The 18,747-nt window shown below is 40.5% G+C and carries 19 protein-coding genes; 1 reads left to right on the top strand and 18 read right to left on the bottom strand.

What is annotated here, in order from left to right; all coding sequences use genetic code 11:
- Nucleotides 1–10: 10 nt before the first annotated feature.
- The 17 genes from D0S24_RS00200 to D0S24_RS00120 all read right to left on the bottom strand — a co-directional run bounded on the left by D0S24_RS00200 (nucleotide 11) and on the right by D0S24_RS00120 (nucleotide 16,512).
- On the bottom strand, nucleotides 11–1,186 hold the full coding sequence (locus tag D0S24_RS00200) for a murein hydrolase activator EnvC (protein WP_251795665.1): 1,176 nt from the start codon (nucleotides 1,184–1,186) through the stop codon (nucleotides 11–13).
- 70 nt (nucleotides 1,187–1,256) lie between these two features.
- A complete protein-coding gene (locus tag D0S24_RS00195) occupies nucleotides 1,257–2,042 on the bottom strand; it encodes a DUF4292 domain-containing protein (protein ID WP_117017844.1) in 786 nt (261 codons plus the stop codon).
- Between the two features lie 4 nt (nucleotides 2,043–2,046).
- Nucleotides 2,047–2,970 (bottom strand): lipopolysaccharide assembly protein LapB, encoded by a 924-nt coding sequence (locus D0S24_RS00190; protein WP_117017843.1) that lies wholly within the window; start codon nucleotides 2,968–2,970, stop codon nucleotides 2,047–2,049.
- A 172-nt stretch (nucleotides 2,971–3,142) separates the two neighbouring features.
- Nucleotides 3,143–3,577 (bottom strand): dUTP diphosphatase, encoded by a 435-nt coding sequence (gene dut, locus D0S24_RS00185; protein WP_117017842.1) that lies wholly within the window; start codon nucleotides 3,575–3,577, stop codon nucleotides 3,143–3,145.
- On the bottom strand, nucleotides 3,574–5,037 hold the full coding sequence (locus D0S24_RS00180) for a lipopolysaccharide biosynthesis protein (protein ID WP_117017841.1): 1,464 nt from the start codon (nucleotides 5,035–5,037) through the stop codon (nucleotides 3,574–3,576). Before D0S24_RS00180 ends, dut begins: the two co-directional genes overlap by 4 nt.
- A gap of 384 nt (nucleotides 5,038–5,421) precedes the next feature.
- Entirely contained in the window at nucleotides 5,422–6,282 is an 861-nt protein-coding gene (gene atpG, locus D0S24_RS00175; RefSeq protein ID WP_117017840.1) for an ATP synthase F1 subunit gamma, read from the bottom strand.
- Nucleotides 6,283–6,387: 105 nt separating this feature from the next.
- A complete protein-coding gene (gene atpA / locus D0S24_RS00170) occupies nucleotides 6,388–7,962 on the bottom strand; it encodes a F0F1 ATP synthase subunit alpha (protein ID WP_117017839.1) in 1,575 nt (524 codons plus the stop codon).
- A gap of 58 nt (nucleotides 7,963–8,020) precedes the next feature.
- On the bottom strand, nucleotides 8,021–8,560 hold the full coding sequence (gene atpH, locus D0S24_RS00165) for an ATP synthase F1 subunit delta (RefSeq protein ID WP_117017838.1): 540 nt from the start codon (nucleotides 8,558–8,560) through the stop codon (nucleotides 8,021–8,023).
- 10 nt (nucleotides 8,561–8,570) lie between these two features.
- Entirely contained in the window at nucleotides 8,571–9,071 is a 501-nt protein-coding gene (locus D0S24_RS00160) for a F0F1 ATP synthase subunit B (RefSeq protein WP_117017837.1), read from the bottom strand.
- Nucleotides 9,072–9,160: 89 nt separating this feature from the next.
- Nucleotides 9,161–9,352: an ATP synthase F0 subunit C gene (gene atpE, locus D0S24_RS00155; protein WP_031446173.1), complete on the bottom strand. Its 192-nt coding sequence runs from the start codon at nucleotides 9,350–9,352 to the stop codon at nucleotides 9,161–9,163.
- A gap of 33 nt (nucleotides 9,353–9,385) precedes the next feature.
- On the bottom strand, nucleotides 9,386–10,462 hold the full coding sequence (atpB, locus tag D0S24_RS00150; RefSeq protein ID WP_117018534.1) for a F0F1 ATP synthase subunit A: 1,077 nt from the start codon (nucleotides 10,460–10,462) through the stop codon (nucleotides 9,386–9,388).
- Between the two features lie 123 nt (nucleotides 10,463–10,585).
- Nucleotides 10,586–10,981, bottom strand: a complete 396-nt coding sequence (locus tag D0S24_RS00145) for a DUF6168 family protein (RefSeq protein WP_117017836.1) — start codon at nucleotides 10,979–10,981, stop codon at nucleotides 10,586–10,588.
- Nucleotides 10,981–11,211 carry an AtpZ/AtpI family protein gene (locus D0S24_RS00140; protein WP_117017835.1) on the bottom strand — a complete coding sequence of 77 codons (231 nt, stop codon included), beginning with the start codon at nucleotides 11,209–11,211 and terminating at the stop codon, nucleotides 10,981–10,983. Before D0S24_RS00140 ends, D0S24_RS00145 begins: the two co-directional genes overlap by 1 nt.
- Nucleotides 11,189–11,620, bottom strand: a complete 432-nt coding sequence (locus tag D0S24_RS00135) for a polymer-forming cytoskeletal protein (RefSeq protein WP_117017834.1) — start codon at nucleotides 11,618–11,620, stop codon at nucleotides 11,189–11,191. Before D0S24_RS00135 ends, D0S24_RS00140 begins: the two co-directional genes overlap by 23 nt.
- A gap of 19 nt (nucleotides 11,621–11,639) precedes the next feature.
- Nucleotides 11,640–14,183 (bottom strand): hypothetical protein, encoded by a 2,544-nt coding sequence (locus D0S24_RS00130; protein WP_117017833.1) that lies wholly within the window; start codon nucleotides 14,181–14,183, stop codon nucleotides 11,640–11,642.
- Between the two features lie 233 nt (nucleotides 14,184–14,416).
- Nucleotides 14,417–15,112 carry an ABC transporter ATP-binding protein gene (locus D0S24_RS00125; RefSeq protein ID WP_117017832.1) on the bottom strand — a complete coding sequence of 232 codons (696 nt, stop codon included), beginning with the start codon at nucleotides 15,110–15,112 and terminating at the stop codon, nucleotides 14,417–14,419.
- An 11-nt stretch (nucleotides 15,113–15,123) separates the two neighbouring features.
- Nucleotides 15,124–16,512, bottom strand: coding sequence for a DUF5687 family protein (locus tag D0S24_RS00120; RefSeq protein WP_309545086.1), 1,389 nt, complete (start codon nucleotides 16,510–16,512; stop codon nucleotides 15,124–15,126).
- A gap of 212 nt (nucleotides 16,513–16,724) precedes the next feature.
- Between D0S24_RS00120 and D0S24_RS00115 the strand changes: the two genes are divergently transcribed.
- Nucleotides 16,725–17,774 (top strand): ferredoxin--NADP reductase, encoded by a 1,050-nt coding sequence (locus D0S24_RS00115; protein ID WP_117018533.1) that lies wholly within the window; start codon nucleotides 16,725–16,727, stop codon nucleotides 17,772–17,774.
- A 139-nt stretch (nucleotides 17,775–17,913) separates the two neighbouring features.
- On the opposite strand, the gene D0S24_RS00110 is transcribed toward D0S24_RS00115, so the two are convergent.
- Nucleotides 17,914–18,699 (bottom strand): patatin-like phospholipase family protein, encoded by a 786-nt coding sequence (locus D0S24_RS00110; protein WP_117017831.1) that lies wholly within the window; start codon nucleotides 18,697–18,699, stop codon nucleotides 17,914–17,916.
- Nucleotides 18,700–18,747: the final 48 nt, after the last annotated feature.

Below are 18,747 nucleotides of genomic sequence, written 5' to 3'. Positions count from 1 at the left end.
TCAAATTATTTTATAGTTGATATATCCATTCCTCAGGATTAAGACGGGTAGTATCCTTGTAAAGATAAAATTTCAACTGGGTAGTGCCGCTGGATTTGCTGGTGTAAATATCCCCCAAATCCGACTTGGTGTTTACCTTATCTCCCTTCTTTACATAAACCCGGGAAAGGTTGTAATAGGTACTTATATAGTTACCATGTTTAATCTGTACCCCCTTGTTTCCTCCTGGAACGGACAGGATGGCTATAACCTCCCCTTCAAAGATGGCCCTGGCTTTGGATCCCTCATCAGTGGCAATGATCACCCCATTACTTTCGTGCTTAATTCCGGGATACACGGCGTCACTATAAACCCCGAACCCCTGCCTTTTGATCCCTTTTTCTACAGGCCAGATCAATTTTCCCTTGTTGGCCGAGAAATTATTGGCCACAATGGTGGCCTCTGGAGTCAATACAAACTTACTACTACTTGTAGCGGTTGTACTGCTGGACTTACTCGCCTCTCTATTGGAGGCTGCAATAGCACTGCGTATTAATCTTTCAATTTGTTCATCGATCCTCTTGGCCTCCTTCTTTTTATTTTCAATGGCCACAGCATATTTGCTTTCGTTCTTCCTTATACTCTTAAGCAATTCCTTTTGGGACTGGATTTCCTTGAACAGCTGATCTTTGATCTGGGTATTTTCAGCTACCAGTCTGTCTTTTTCCTTACGTTGTTCCGAAAGGTCCCTATTCAATTGGGTAAGCTCATTTGTCTTGCCCACAATTTGCTCTCCCTGCTCTTTTCTGTATTGGGTATATTGCTTCATATACTGGAAGCGCTTAAAAGCTTGTAAAAAATTCTCGGAGGACAAAAGAAACATCAACCTACTCTGTCCGGATTTATTCTGATAGGACTTTTGAATCATATTCCCGTATTCTTCCTTTAGAAAAGCCAAATCATTGCGCAGTTTTCCAATGTTCCGCACATTGGTGTTTATCTGTCTATTAAGTAAATTGGACTGCTGATTGGTGACCCGGATCAACTGTTGGCGCACATTAATCTTTTGGTCCATGGCCTCCATCTGTTCCAGGACATTTCCCTTTTCCTTTTTTTCTGCGAACAACAATCGGTTAATTTCGGATATTTCCTTTTGGAGTTGCTCCCGTTTGGATTCCAAGGCCTTCTGTTCATTCGTCTGAGCCATTGTTATATGACTAAAAAGAAAAAACACAACTAAAAGAAAATAAACTATATAAGAGGGATTACTTCTCATATTAATTTAATACAATTTCCTTAAAACCATTTGGTATATTGTAAGGAAAATTCAACGTCTTATTAAATTCCATGTTCCGAAACTCCAAGGTAATATTATTGGTATTATCCCCATCAACTGCCAAAATAGCTATCTCCCCGGGCAAAGTCCATTTATTAACCTTTTGATAATCCTTATAATTGATTTCCAGTAGTCGTTTCTCCCATGGTTGCGACAACTGCTGCACAGCCATTTTATAATTCAAGGGTTCAATTTGAAACAGTGTTTTAAATAGCTCTCCAGCTTTTTTTGGTTTCAACTGATAATTTTCGTTGGCGATTTCCACCATATACTTTTCATCCCTTAAATCGAAAAGAGGTTCTCCCAAAAGAAGATTTTGTACCTTTTGAAAGTTAAGGTCGGTTCCCAATAATTGACTCAAATAGGAAAAATTCCCGTCAAAATATTCATTGTCCAACTTGTTATAAAACGATACCCTTTCCGGTGTAATGTATGCTTTTACGATTCCTAAGGGGGCACTTAACCAAATGGCCTTATCCTTTTCCATCCTAAAACTAACACTTACGCTTTGACTGCTTTCCCCATCAGAATAATCTATCTTCATTTTTCCACTTAGGGTTTTAAAATTAAAATGGGAATAATAGTGGTTTCTAATGACCGCCTTGGCGGTCAAATTCCCATCTACCGAACCGCTTTTAATTAGGCTTGTAGACTTGCAAGAAAACACCAATACCACAAAAATGCAAAGTATGGCCCATTTTTGAAGTCTCTTAATAAAGTATATCATAGATTTACGACCCGGATTTTAATTTACTAAGATACATATTTGCTTTGGAAGAATTTCCCAAAGCATTGTTAGCATCCACTAATTCTTTGTACATTTTATTGGCAAGATCAACATCGTCCAATAAATAATCCAACCCCGACTCCAATATGTCAATGGCCTCCTTGTACTTCTTTACCTTATTTAAACTAAGTCCGTAAGTGTAATAAAAATAGGGTTGCGCCGGAAAATTCTCTAAGGCCTCCCCACTAGCGGATACTGCATTATTAAAATCGCCTTTTGTCAAATAACCAGAAATATTGGATACATAAACATCCATAGGGCTTTCCTTTTCAACCGCTACCACAATTGTATCCTTAGTATTTTCCTTGCTCTCAATAGAACTGTTTATTCTTGAGGTTAGATCCTTGGAAAATGCAGAAACCTGCATGCCATTAAGAATCTTTAAGGCACTTTCATAGTTTTCCCGCTTAAAATAGATGGTAGCGAGATTTTCCTGGAGTTTGGTATTATTATAAGGAATCCTATCTTTTGCCGCGTCCAAGTCCAACCCCTGTCGCTGCGCAATATCTACCAGGCTATTCAACACCCAAAAATTATCAGGCCTTGCATTCAAGGCAGCAATACCGTATTGCTTGGCCAAATCAAACTGTTTGGATGCCAAGTAGGCCTTGGCCAGTTCATAGTCCAAAACGGAATTGTCCGGATCCAGGCGTTTACATTCCAAGAAGAGATGTATTGCCCTATCGTAGTTTTCAATGCCTTTTTGCTTTAATGCCTCAAAGAATTTTTCCTGAAACTCATCGGTATACTCTTCCAAAAACATATCGGCACTCCCTTCTTCCTTAATTTCATTGTCTTGGGCACAACCAGTCCTTGGAATTAACACCAACCCCAAGGCAAAAATAAATATGTGTATCCTCCTTCCCATTTGCAAGCTCTTCTAAACAAACATCCCTAAAGCCATGATCCACTTAAACCCAGGATTGGACGGCCCTTAATTACTTTTATTTGGACAGTTTCCCGCAAGTTAATAAGCAGACAATCCTACGCCTCCATAAAATTAGTGATAATGCCAGAACCCACCCTGTTCTCCCAGGGTTTTATTTCACCCCGGTACTGCCAAATCCTCCTGCTCCCCTCGAAGTTTCCGAAAGCTCCTCCACCGAGTGCCACTCTGCCCTTTCATGCTTGGCAATGACCAATTGGGCGATACGCTCCCCATTCTCTATGGTAAAGGCCTCGGTCGACAGATTAATCAGTATTACCCCTACTTCCCCCCTATAATCGGCATCGACCGTGCCAGGAGCATTTAGAACGGTGATCCCTTTTTTCGCCGCCAACCCGCTTCGCGGTCTAACCTGTGCCTCATAACCAATTGGAAGCTCCAGGAAAAGACCCGTCTTTATTATAGTTCTTTCCATAGGTTGCAACAAAACGGATGCTGTGAGATTGGCCCTTAAATCCATCCCGGCGGAAGCCAATGTTTCATAATCGGGTAAGGGATGAACGGATTTATTGATAATTTTTATGGTCATTTTCTAAGAAATATTTGTTTTAATTTATCGCTTTCAAGCCTGTATACCATCCCCAAGAATATAATGAAAAATATACTCCCAATAATCAAATTACGATTGAAAACGTAAAAAGATAGCATGGAAAATAAGATTGAAACCACTAGGTAAAAAACAATTTTTCTATGGTTATAAGGAATCGGGTAATACATTCTGCCAAAAAAGAAGGACAATATTACCATAGAGGCATAGGCTACCAAAGTTGCCACGGCAGAGGCCACATATCCAAAATAGGGAATAAAGGCAAAATTGATAATTATTGTTAGGACTGCCCCTATGAGGGAAATATAAGCCCCAAATTTTGTACGGTCCGTTACTTTGTACCACACCGATAGGTTGTGGTAAATTCCCAGGCAAAAACTGGCCAAAATAATTATGGGCACTACAGACATGGCCTCCCAATAATCCGAATTGGGAACAATGAATAGTTTAAGGACATCGGCATAGACCACAACGGAAAGTAAAATAACACTTCCCAAGATTACAAAATAATTGGTAATCTGTGCATAGGCCCTTTGCGGATTATCACTTTTGGAGTGACTAAAGAAAAAGGGTTCTATTCCCATCCTAAAGGCCGTTGCAAATAACGTCATGAATAAGGTAAGCTTGTAGCAGGCAGAATATTTCCCAATCTCACTCTCGGCAATATCGTTTGGCAATAGCCAATCCAACATAATTCGATCAAACACCTCATTGACGGTAAAGGCAATACCAGCCACTAAAACAGGGGCAGCATATTTCATCATGCTGCTCCATATAAACCTGTCGAAGACGTAGGGCCTTCTTAAATATAGGCGCAACATCAAAAGGAGAGTGGTGCCACTGGCAATCAACATAGAGATGAATATATAGGAGATTTCAAAGTTAGGCTTGTAAAGACTGCTTAATAACGCATCTGGATTGCTTTTCACCAATATTGGAAGAATTAATAAGAAAAAACAATTGAGTCCTAGGTTGATTATTACATTGGCAATCTTGACCAAGGCATATCTCATTGGTTTTTCATTGGCTCTTAACCAGGAAAACGGAATGATCACCAAAGCATCCAAAACAAGAATCAATATCGCATAAGAAATAAATTGTGGATCTATATCACTTATTGATGATATAGCCTCTTTAAACATAAAAGCCAGGAGCAGGAAAATAAAGGAAGAGGCCCCAATGGAAATCAATGAAGTGGTAACAACCGTTTTCTTATTTAGGGATGTATCGTTGTAAAAACGGAAAAAGGCCGTTTCCATACCATAGGCCAATAACACATTAAAAATAGCAAACCACGCAAAAATAATGGAAACTTCCCCGTATCCATCCGTGGGTAGCACAGTGACATATAAGGGGGTTAAAAGAAACGATAACATCCGGGGCAAGACCGTAGCCAAACCATAGATAAACGTCTGTTTAAATAGTTTTTTAAGTGGATTCAAAGAAATCTATGAATTAGCTCTAAAATTAGGCATTTAATCGATGCCCGCAAAGTTAGTAAATTAGCTTGTTCGGTAATTAACCATCCCAATATCTTTAAAAATATAAAAGCCCCACATTCCTGTGAGGCTTATTATTATAATTCTACAATAGGGTCAGCTAAATTAAAATGTACCCAATTGTTCAGTGCTTAGCAATTAACAATTTGAAACCCTGGCGGCTTTTTAATTGTTCAAAGCCTCCGCTCCCAGGAAAATTTGGCTCCGCTACCGCTCCGCCTAATTGTTCAGTGCTTCAGTTGCTGGGAAAATTTGGCTCCGCTACCGCTCCGCCTAATTGTTCAGTGCTTCAGTTGCTGGGAAAATTTGGCTCCGCTACCGCTCCGCCTAATTGTTCAGTGCTTCGGCACCACCAACAATTTCTAAAATCTCGCCGGTGATGGCAGCTTGTCTTGCTTTGTTATAGGTAAGTTTCAACTGATTTCTTAAATCGGTCGCATTGTCCGTTGCCTTGTGCATAGCGGTCATACGTGCCCCATGTTCACTGGCAAACGAATCGCGCACTCCTTTATACAACTGGGTCTTTAATGATTTTGGAATCAATTGTTCTACAATCCCCGCCTTAGAGGGCTCAAAAATATAATCAGCTGCCAAATTGGCCTCCCCCTCTACAGGAACTATGGGCAAGAATTGCTCTGTCATAACGATTTGTGTGGCCGCATTCTTGAATTTGTTATAAACAATTTCGATCTTGTCATATGCCCCTGTGGTAAACAGATCCATCAACTCCTCGGCAATGACCGCCACATTATCGAACGTTAGGTCGTCATAAACTGAACTGTGGTTGGCGATAACCTTGTTCTTTTTCTTTAAAATATCGTTGGCCTTCTTTCCAATGGCAACAAAATCTACCTGTTTGTCCGCATAGGTCTCCCTTGCCAGCAGCGCACTTTGCTTTAGGATATTCGTGTTAAATGCACCGCATAAACCCCGGTTAGAGGTTATGGCCACGATCAAAACCTTTTTCACTGGACGATTATCGGCAAACTTGCTCCCGGAATCCGCATCCAAACTAGCACTAAGGTTTTGCAAAAGTTCCGATAATTTATCGGAATATGGGCGCATTGCGGTAATGGCATCCTGGGCCTTCTTCAACTTGGCAGCAGATACCATTTTCATGGCACTGGTAATCTGCATCGTTGAAGATACCGAAGCAATCCTATTACGTATTTCTTTTAAATTGGCCATAGGCTCCACTTAAGCTCTCCCAAGGAGAGGAATACTGTGTTAGACATTCATTTATTCACTTTTTCCTATCTTACTTTGTCCAAGAAGACGGAAAGAAATACTCTCTTAATATTTAGCGGATAGATCTTTGGCCACAGAAGTTAAAACATCTATCACCTCATCTGTCAACTTTCCTGCCTTAAGCTGATCCAGAACATCCCTGTGCTTAGCATTCAAAAACTCCAGATAGTCCCTCTCAAACTCCTTTACCTTCTCCACAGGAACTTTGCTCAACAAGTTCTTGGAACCGGCATAAATTATAGCTACCTGATCTTCTACTGTAAAGGGATCGTTCTGTGCTTGTTTAAGAATCTCAACATTTCTACGTCCTTTTTCAATAACATTCAAGGTAGCGCCATCCAGATCCGAACCAAATTTGGCGAAAGCTTCCAACTCACGGAACTGTGCCTGATCCAATTTTAAGGTACCGGCCACCTTTTTCATTGATTTTATTTGGGCGTTACCTCCAACACGTGATACTGAAATTCCTACGTTGATCGCCGGACGTACCCCTTGGTTGAAAAGATCCTGGGTCAAGAAAATCTGTCCGTCCGTAATAGAGATTACGTTGGTAGGAATATAGGCCGAAACATCCCCTGCCTGGGTTTCAATAATGGGCAAAGCCGTTAATGATCCCCCACCTTTTACCATTGGTTTAAGTACGTCCGGTAAATCGTTCATGTTTGCGGCAATCTTATCGTCCGCGATAACCTTTGCGGCACGCTCCAATAATCTGGAGTGAAGGTAAAATACATCCCCGGGATAGGCCTCACGTCCTGGTGGGCGTCTTAACAATAACGATATCTCACGGTAGGCAACTGCCTGTTTTGACAAATCATCGTATATAATCAAAGCGGGTCTGCCGGTGTCCCTGAAATATTCTCCAATTGCCGCGCCGGCAAATGGTGCATACACCTGCATGGAAGCAGGATCGGAAGCATTTGCCGCCACAATTGTGGTATAGGCCAAAGCCCCGGCGTCTTCCAATGTTTTGGCAATATTTGCCACCGTAGAGGCTTTTTGCCCTATGGCAACATAGATACAATATACAGGTTTACCTGCTTCGTAAAACTCTTTCTGATTTAAGATGGTATCCACACAAACGGTTGTCTTACCGGTCTGACGGTCGCCGATAACCAACTCACGTTGGCCCCTGCCCACAGGAATCATGGCATCTATGGCCTTAATCCCGGTCTGCAATGGCTCATTCACCGGCTGACGGAAAATAACCCCTGGTGCCTTACGCTCCAATGGCAGCTCATATAAATCCCCGGTTATCGGTCCCTTGCCATCAATGGGAGATCCCAGTGTATCTACAACACGGCCCACAATGCCTTCACCTACTTTAATGGAGGCAATGGTCTGGGTGCGTTTTACAACAGAACCTTCCTTTACATTTCTTGAGGGGCTCAACAATACAACACCAACGTTATCTTCTTCCAAGTTAAGAACGATCCCCTGAAGTCCCCCTTCAAATTCAACCAATTCCCCATATTGGACATTAGATAATCCATAAACCCTAGCGATACCATCACCAACTTGTAGAACGGTACCTACCTCGTTTAATGAAGCTGATGCTTCAAATCCCGACAACTGCTTCTTTAATATTGCTGATACTTCAGCGGCTTTTACTCCTGCCATTTGTTATAGATATAAGATTAGGACACCCTTGAAACCCAAGTCCGTCCAAAAAAATTATTTATAGACTATTTGTAAACTCTCTTTTCAAATTACTTAATTTATTGGCAATACTTGCGTCATATTGCAAATCTCCAACGCGCAGAATAAAACCTCCTATAATACGCTCGTCCACTTTGTTCTCTATAGTGGTTTCATTACCTGTAAGCTCGACTACTTTGCTCAATATCTGTTTCTCCAAATCGGTGCTTAAAGGAACCGCAGTGGTTACATATGCTACACCCTGACCTTTACGGGCTTCATTTAAAATAATGAACTTCTCGGCAACATCGCCCAAAATTGAAATACGTTTATTGTCCACCAAAGTGGAAATTAGTCCATTCGTAACAGCGTCGCAACCCTTGAAGATTTCCAATAATGCGTTCTTCTTAAGCTCACTCTTTAATACGGGACTTCCCAACATCTCCTGAAGTTCGGTACTATCAACTATAGTGGATAATATCTTACGAAAATCCTTCTCCACCTGTTCGGTAGCCTTGTTCTCTACCGCCAGATCCAATATTGCTTTTGCGTAACGTACGGCTGCTCTAGCTTCGTTCATATCCCTGTTCCTAATTTAGCTTGATATCCCCAATCATTTCCTCTACCAACTTCATTTGCTTGGCCTTATCGGAAAACTGTTCCCTTATGACCTTTTCGGCAATCTCCAAGGATAGGGTGGCCACTTCGTTCTTTATATCGGCAACGGCCGCTTTCTTTTCACTTTCAATAGCAAGTTGCGCCTGCTTGATCATTTTATCGGCCTCCGCCTGTGCCAATTCCTTGGCATCGGCAACGATTTTCTCCTTCATTTCACGCGCCTCTTTTATCATAGCCTCACGTTCTACCCTCGCTTCCTGTAAAAGACGTTCGCTATCGGCAGTAACATTTTGCATTTCCTTTTTGGCGTTTTCTGCTGCGGCCAATGCGTCCTTAATACCGGATTCACGATCCTCAACGGCATCCAGTATGGGTTTCCACGCAAATTTACGCAACAAGATAAGCACTGCTATAAACAATAACAATTGCCAAAAAAACAATCCAAATGAAAACTGCTCTATTAATTTTTCCATGTCCTAATTTATGAAATGTAAACGTTTAATTTTTAATTGTAAAAGAACAGCTATAACCAACCGTTATAACTGTTCTTTAATTTGTTTGACTAAGATGCGAAAAGCGCAGCAAAACCAATACCTTCGATAAGTGCAGCAGCAATCAACATTGCTGTTTGAATCTTACCTGAAGCCTCTGGCTGACGAGCGATGGCATCCATAGCGGAACCACCAATTTTACCAATACCTAAACCAGCACCGATAACGATCAATCCAGCTCCTACAATAGTTGGGATTTCCATAATATATAAAATTAATTATTAAACATTCTACTTTTAGTGATCGTGATGCTCCTCAACGGCCGAACCGAAATACAGGGCGGACAACATCGTAAATATGTAGGCCTGCAAGGCCGCTACCAACAACTCCAGTAAAGAAAGTGCAAAGGCCAAACCAAAGGACAATGGACTCCCTATCCAGTTTTTGAAAATAAACATCATTCCCAATATACTCATTAAGACCACGTGGCCCGCGGTAATGTTCGCATACAAACGAATCATTAAGGAGAAAGGCTTGATAATGGTTCCCAAAAGCTCGATCGGGGCCAAAACAACTTTCATAAAGACGGGTACATCCGGCATCCAAAAAATATGCTTCCAGTAATTCTTATTGGCGGTAAACGTAGTGATCAAATAGGTCAGGATGGCCAAAGCAAAAGTTACCGCAATATTATTGGTAACATTTACCCCCAATGGCGTAAGTCCCAAAAGGTTTATAATCCATATAAAGAAAAATACCGTTAACAAATAACCCATATATTTCTTGTAATGCTTCTTTCCAATATTGGGAATAGCAATGTCGTCCCTTATATAAAGAATAATTGGCTCCAATAAGCGACCTATGCCTTTTGGCATGGCACTGGTTTTGTAGGATTTGGCCATTCTGCCAAACATAAACAGCATCAAGGCCGATACCAAAAATATAAAAACAACATTTTTGGTAATGGAAAAATCCAACGGTTTTACATTGGTCGCATGATGGTCCTCATCGTAGTTGATGGTCCCCTCGGCATCGGTCTTCACTATTTTTCCATGGTAAAGGGCGTAATAATTCCCATCCACTTCCGCCACAGATTCCCCATGGTGAAATTTGGACGATGAGAACACCTTTAGACCGTTATCCCACAAAATTACGGGCAGTGGAAAACCCACATGTTCATTTTTTTCCTCATCTATGGTAAAAAGGGTAAAATCATGGGAATCCAACAAGTGATGTCCAATAAATTCCTTGATTTCGGTTTTTAGGCTTCCTTTTTCCCCACTGGACGAGTGGCCCTTTTCTTGTGCGAAAGCATTGATACCCAGAAGAAGTGTAGCAACAAAAAGAAATTTGACGTAAAATGGTTTTTGCATATCGCTTAAAATATCGGTCTCAAAAAATCCGTGCAAATGTACGCTTTTATCTCAAAAAGAAAAAAGCATTAATCGGTTTATTTTGGACCTTACTTAAAAGTAATTTGGAAAACAAAATTGAAGCTAACTATTTAGCATTCTGGCAGTAAAGAACGTCTCCAAAAGTAGGCACAGCAAATAGGGAATAAAAAAAGTAGTAAACTCCAAAGATTCCATATTCCCATCTGTGTTGTAGAAAGGATAAAAAACGAGAAAGAAAAATAAAAACTTGAGCATACTGCCCCCTAAAAAAAGAAATCCGATCTGATCCCTCCATTTCTCCCGAAACAAGTAAAGCACCGAAAATATGATCAGGGCCAACACCACATTGAGCAGATACGCCAAAACGATCATATGGTCCAACAAAGGAAATCCGAATAAATAAAGTATGAGAAGATGCAGGCAAAAAACCAAAAGGCTCAACAATACCAAGCAAAGGTAAAAAGTAAATAAAAGTGGATTCCGGTTATTATTGGACATTAATACTTTATGCGTTTCAATTGCTGCAAAACCAAATAAATGGCAACAGCCACTCCCAGTAGGGTAAGTATAATAACAAAGGTTTTGGATTCCATTTCAAAATATCCATCCAACCACTTTCCTCCCTGGGCGGCCAAAAAAATGATGCCTCCCATTTCTATGGCAATCCCTGTAAGGATTGCCGCATTTTTTAAACCATTGTTATCTTTAGGACGCTTTGGCTGGCTCATTGGTGGTTGCTGACTGTTTCATTGGGCTATTTACTGCACCTTTCCCCTCCCTGCCCTTCATGGTACAGGACGCATTGAAGGTAGCACCTGGATCGACCGCCAATTTGGACACTATAACGGTACCCTCAATTACAGCGGAAGACTTTAAGGTCAAGAGATCGGACACAATTAGCTCTCCGTTAAAATTACCTTCAATATCGGCATTGACACACTCCACTTTACCATGGATATAACCATCTATTCCTATGACCACTTTTCCTGAGGTCTTTACATTGCCATCCAATTTTCCATCGATCCTAAAATCGGCCTCGGAGACAATATCCCCTTTGATTTTGGTGTTTTTCTCAATTCTATTTGGTTGTCCGCCTAATTCTGTCATAACACGGGGTTTTTTGTTATCTGAAAACATTTTGCTAAGGTTTTGGGGTTTATTGCTGGGCTCTATAATCTGCTATGTTCTTATGTACTTGAATTATTTTATAGTTGTTGGATAAAATTACGAAATTCTCATCATCGATCCGGTAATCCTTATTGTTTTTTATCAATTCTGCGTAGCCAAGGGCAAAGTCCTTGGATTTAAAACCGTGAACCACTACAAATTGATCCTCAAGATTATAGATATCCTTTGAGACCATATTCTTATAGTTCAGTTCCTTAATGGATTTTTCCAAAAGTTCCTTGAGCCTTAGGGCCTTTTTATCATCCTTAATTTTAAGCGGAAATACCAACTTCCAATTACCGGAACCTGTAGATTCTGTTTCGTTGGAAAAATCTTTAGGTTCCAACTTTGGTAATTGTTCCGCCACCATGCTCTGTGCTTTTTTCCCTTCCGGACTATTGGGATAATTTAGGGCCACATAATTCAATGCCTCCCTGTACTCTTCAAACCCTTGTAACCTACCAATGGCGTTGGCCTTTAACATTTCAAATTTTGGAACAATAGGGTCCCCGGTATATTTACTTATATTTTCTTCGGCCCCTGTAATTACTTGTAAAAACCCCTGATTTTGGAACAGCTTGTACAGGCGTTGATATTTGGCATCCGGACTATCTGCACTTCCCGTTAAAATGGCCTGTGGATTTAAAAGAATTTCCGCATATCTGGATTCGGGATGGTTTTTAATGATATCATATTTCATATCCGTTGCCAACGCACTTCCGGACTCTTCGTATATCTTGTATAGGTTGTATTTGGATGGGATTATCAACCTTTCCTCCGGATTGGATTTTAGAACGCTCTCCAATTTGCCCGCGGCCAAAAGGTTTTCCTTAAATTTTTCCTTATAGATCAACCCTAATTGATAATTGGCAAAATTGCGCTCGGTCCTTAAGCTATCTACCAGCTTTGGGTCCGTAGGTATTTTACCCAAGTAGAAGTCAACATTGTATTTTTCCTCTTCCCCTATTGCTGCAACATAATTCGATGACGTATTGGACGGGTTTTCTCCATTAACCTCCTGATTTTGCCCTTTTGATTTATTGGACCAACGCCAATCGTCCTCTAGGCTCCTCTTCCCCCATCTGGTCTTAAAATCGTTCTTGCCATAACCCAAGGTAGTAATGTTATAAAAATAAAACTTGCCCTTGTTCTCCTTTCCCCCCTTGGTTTTACCAAAGGCGGCAAAACCGGCATTGGCCATACTTTCCTCTTTCTTTCTGTCCTTTTCGGCCACCTCCTTTAATTGGGCAATATGGCCCTCGAAATAGCTTATCCTATCTTTAATTGGAAGCTCGTATAAGGTAATTACACTATCCGTATACTGTACCACCTCCTCATACTTAATAACATCCTCCAAATTGTCCAGTTTCTTTTTAACCTCCCTGTATTTCTTGGTGTTTTCATTGAGGTTCTGCAATACACTGTCATAATAGGCCCCGGAAGGTTTGTATTCATTCCGGTCAAAATTATAGATCGCCAAATTTTCATAGTTGAGGGCGTTCAATTGGGGCATATTTTGGGTGGCCCTTAAGGATTTGTTATAATATAACAGCGCCAAACTATCGGATTTATTTGCTAAATGGAATTCCGCTATCTGACGGTATATCTTGTTCAGGAAGGGCCTATTTTCCCGGTCTTCCTCCAATTCCGTAAGATACCCGTACAATTCCTCCCTGTTGTCATCCGTAAGTTCGGTATTCTGAATTTTTTGCAAATGCGCATTGATCATATATACCCTGGGCGATTTCCTGTTGAGATCGATCACCTTATCAAAGGCATAATTGGCGCTGTCCCTATAACCCAATTGATTGTACAATTGGCCAATAATGTATAAGTAGCGCCCTTTTTCAGGATTCTTTTTGGTATAGACCGAGGCAATCTTTAATTGCTGGATGGCCGTATCCGGAATTTTTAGATTGATGTAGGCCTGACCCATCATGGAACGGGCATCGGCATATTCCTGATCACTTAAATATTCCTGTTTTATTAAACGCTTTAAATTCTTCAGGGCAAGCTCTTCATTTTCTAAACGAATATTCACCTTTTCCCTCCAAATGGTTGCTTCATTAAGTTTATCGCTCTGGGTATATTTATTTAGGATATAGTTGAAAGATTCCAAAGCGGGCATATACCGCTGATCAAAATACCGGGCCTTGCCCAAAAGTAAAAAGGCCTCATCGGTCTGGGGGTTTCGCTCCTCGTCCTGTATGTCCATACTGTGCTTTTGTATGGCCTTGGTAGCCTTTTCCTCGGCAAGAAGGAAACTGGGGTTGTTGTCTTCGGAATCCAATTTTATGTCTTCGGTGACCTCCAGTCTTTCCACTGGCAATACTTCCCAATAGTTGTCCTGATATACGGCATTGAGACCTTCACGCCCTGCCTCGAAGGCAATATTACCATTGTACAAGGTATTGTACTTGGTATTTAATGCATGCCAATTACGGTTTAAAAGGGCGTCTTTCTTGGTAGAACAGGCATTAAAGGCCAATCCTCCAAAAACAATTGAAAGTATAAGTGTATTGCGAAGCTTCAAAATTCTATGTATTCGTACCTAACCTTAACTTAAAAACGGCCGGATTATTATGTAGTTGGTCGACAAAAACAGCATTATTTTTAGTGATTGGACAAAGAAAATGATAAGGGACCATATCCGCAGCAAAAAATGAAACTTACCATTACCTATCCTTTAAAGGATACAAAACCACATTGAAGGGAGCGGGCGAAAATATCCTTGGATGACAATGCCATTATTGGCTACAGGACAATTTATCCTCCGAAAAAAACTTCCAATTCCTTAAGCGTCTCCGTAGAGGTACTGATATCCTTTACCAACTCGCCCTTATTGAGTACAACGATCCGCTCACAAACCTCGGTAACATGAATAAGATCATGACTGGAAACCAAAACGGTAACTCCCTTATTGGCCGCCAAATCCTTGATAATCCCTTTAAGTTTTATTTGTGTAGTTGGGTCCAAGTTGGCAAATGGTTCGTCCAAAATAATTACTTCGGGATCCCCAATGAAGGAAGCAACAATACCTGCCTTCTTCTGATTTCCTTTGGACAAATCCCTCAAGTATTTTTTCTGGCCCAAAATTTCATCGTGAAAAAAATCTTCGAACCCGTCCAAGAGGTTATCTATATCGGCCTTGTTACGGCCCCTCAGTTCCCCGATAAAATAGAAGTATTCCTCCGGAGTTAAGTATCCTATTAAAAAAGTTTCATCAATAAATGCCGAAGTAAATGGTTTCCATGCCTCACTGGAATCTACTTGAACACCATTATTTGCGATATGTCCGGTAGTGGGCTGGATTAAATCCAGCATCAAACTAAAAAAGGTAGTCTTTCCTGCTCCATTATTGCCCACCAGACCAAAACTCTGTCCTTTCGGGATTTCCAAATTTTCAATATTCAAAACAATGGATTCCCCATACTTTTTTGTTAAATTTTGGACTGAAATCATATATATTCCTTTTATGCTTTTTGTTTGTAGGCCGCAAGCGTCTTATACTTTTCCTTTTTGTAGATGGACTCAATCATGGCAAATGCCTTATTTCTAAAGCCGAATCCGATAACCCCGGCCATACCTACAAAAATATAGCCCGCGGTCGGGCCAATAGAATAATGTCCCAGGGCATAGACTCCCAAGGGTAAAATTAGTTTGGGCAACGTCAATAACAGGGTTTTTGCATTAAAGGCCTGCTTATCCCCAAATGCCTTTTTATTGGATGTTAGTTCAATGGGTGTCTTAATATAGGCACCGGCCCATAGTACCATATAGGAATTGATACCAATATTATAAATGGCCCCTACTATAACCGCCAAATAGGTATCCCAGCCAAAGTATATATAGAAGGAGGCAAGAATGGTACTTACTACCGTAGCTATAATTATCAAATACCATTTGGAAGTTAAATATTCCCTATACCTAATATTCTGACTCATCATTAAGGGATAGTACGAACTGTCCCAACTGGGCACGAACTGACCAAAACTGAACAAGAAGCCTCCGGAAATAAAAATCCCGGCAAATATTTTCCAAACAGGACCGTCATATGCCTCTACGGCACCGGTAAAGAAGAACAGTCCATAAAAAATAAAGAAAAAACTCATTATTACGGCGGTTTTTGATCTCTTGTTCCTCCTTATCAATTTTATATCGTTCTTTAAAAAAGTACCCAAATTCCCAAAACGGTTCAACCAGGCATAGTCCTCCGTTTTTGCCATCGATTTCTTTCCTATTAACCCCGCATCCAGATACATATGCCTTTTAAAATAGGAAAAAGCGGAAAATACCAATGCTATTAGCAATCCACATATTAAAAGAGCCATCCAGGGTAACTCGTAAAGTGCATTAAAAAATGGTGCGCTATAGACCGTTATATTAAATAGTTCAGAATACTGACAAATACCCAGAACCGTAAATAGGCCTAGCAATACGTAAAAAACATTGTCCTTATTATTTACCAGTACGTTTATAAAATTATTGCAGAAAAACAGTGCCATGATTCCCAAATGCCAACCAATGACCCCCAAAGGTGGGTAGCCCTCCATCAATAGTACTATGGAAAAGGGTATAAAGAAAAAGGCATGTGACCAATTAAAAAATGAGACTACCGTTTTCCCCAAGGAATACCACACTATCCTACTTTTGTCAATAGGAATGTAGAGCAAAGGCTTTATATTGGTAATGGGCATTTTCTGAAGCATATACCTCACATAAAGGTCACCCACCAAATAATAGACTATGAACCGATTCACTACCAAGAGCGGATCTCCCCAACCTTGCTTTTCAATGATATAAAAAGCCCCTATTCCAAGGCCCAGAAATACGGCCATAAAATAGAATACTCCCAAGACCATAAAAATCTTTAATGGCGAGATTGGCTTTAAACGAGGCAGATCTATAAAAGGATTTCCATTCTAGTGTAAGAAATTGCTTTAACATGCATTGGAGAGTTAAACCTGATAGATTAGTGCCCAATTTAGGGTATTTGTTACAAACTGCCGGTATTTTTTTAATTTCCCGTTTTAAATCCTCCCTGCTTTGCTTAATTTTGCACCAAAGATTTAATATGGCCCACTTTCATTCGCTTACCGTTCAAAAAATTAAACCACTTACCCCAAACTCAGTGGCGATAACCTTTGCCATTCCCAAAGAACTGATCCAGACATTTTCCTTTACGGCAGGTCAGTACATCACCATTAAAAAGGAAATAAAGGGCAAGGAATTGCGCAGGGCCTATTCTATTAGTTCCTCCCCTAAATGTGCGGGCATTACCATTGGCGTCAAGAAAGTGGACAAGGGTGGATTCTCGGATTTTGCACATAACAAACTTAAGGAAGGTGATGTATTGGAAGTAATGCCCCCGGAGGGCCGGTTTATTTTTAAACCTTCCCCAAGCCCAAAAAACATAGCTGCCTTTGCGGCAGGCAGCGGTATTACCCCAATTATGAGTATCGCCAAAACCGTATTGGAATCCAATGCCAAAAACAATTTTGTGCTGGTTTATGGGAATAAATCATATAAGGAAACCATGTTCTATACCGATTTGGTAAAGCTCCAGCTAGAATATACCAATAGGTTTCATATCTATTTTATATTGAGTCAGACCCAAGAGGACGAATCCATTTTTGGCCGTATAGAGACCTCAACGGTGAACTATATACTTAAAAACAAACATAAAAATCTAGAATTTAACGATTACTATCTATGTGGCCCCGAGGCAATGATACAGTTGGTGACCGAAAACCTTAAGGACAAGGGCATTTCCGAAGATAAGATCCATTTTGAATTGTTTACCGCTACGGAGATAAAGGATGAGCTTCCTGAAAGATTGGAAGGCAAGACCCAACTTACGGTTATTTTGGACGATGAGGAGTTTTCCCTATCCATGGACAAGGGTGGCTTGGTATTGGATGCCGTTCTAAAAGAGAATATAGATGCCCCCTATTCCTGTCAAGGTGGCGTATGCAGCAGTTGCATTGCCCGAATCAAGGAAGGAAAGGCCAACATGGTAAAAAACCAAATTTTAACGGATAGCGAAATAGCGGAAGGATTGATCCTTACCTGCCAGGCACATCCCACAACCCCAACGCTTACGGTGGATTATGATGATGTGTAAATGGCAGTAGACAAAAAATGAAAATAAAACCTAAACAAAAAAATAAGTAAGGTTTTATATTGGTAAATCAGGTTTAAAACCCCTTCTTTTTATCTCCCCATAAACTTATTTTTCCTAAAATAGAGAAGTACCTTTAAATTTAAGAGGTGCTAAAAGTTTGTTGCATTAGCCTTACAGCATGTTCGTAACCAATGGCATAGGCTTTTTCAATTCCTTTTTTGTCCAGTATCCCGATAAGTTCCAAAGCCTTGGGCTCAAATAATAGGTCACATTTATTGACTTTGTTTCTGTTAATGGCATAAACCATTAAAGAGGTAGTCCTATTCGCCAACTGCAAGGACGATCTTATTTTTTCTTTGGGAATTTCCTTGATTCCGGAGACATTGCTCCCAATGACAAAATCTGATGAAACGGCAACCTCATCATAGGGAAAATTGTTCATAATACCCCCATCTGCATATAGGCGTCCATTGATAGCCACCGGACTAAAGACTGGCGGCAATGCCGCAGAAGCCAACAAGGGCTTAATCAATTCCCCCTTGGAAAATACTTTTTCATCCCCTTTCTGCAAGTCGGTAGCTACTACATAAAGCTTGCGCTGCAAGGATTCAAAGGAATTTTCCGGAAAATATCTCGCCAAAAGATCAAAATACCGGTCCGTATCCAAAAGGCCTGGTTTTAATATCGTCATAAAATGATAGCGGAAAAGTGGCGTTTCCTTAAAGAATTGAAGCATTTCCGAAACAGGATTGCCGTTGGCATATAATGCTCCTATCAAAGCCCCTACACTGGTACCAGAAACGGTCCTAGTATTAATTCCAAATTCGTTAAGGGCCTGGATCATTCCTATATGCGCCATACCTTTAACACCCCCACCGGACAACACCAATCCAACCGATTTTGATTTTATTTCCGATAAATCCATTTCAGCCCTAGTATATTATAGCTGCCTTACAGCAAGAAAATAACCGCC

The sequence above is a fragment of the Arenibacter sp. P308M17 genome, from assembly GCF_003426735.1.
Classification (GTDB): domain Bacteria; phylum Bacteroidota; class Bacteroidia; order Flavobacteriales; family Flavobacteriaceae; genus Arenibacter.
The sequence above is the reverse complement of the archived record's forward strand: the minus strand, read 5'-3'. Positions and strand labels throughout refer to the sequence as shown.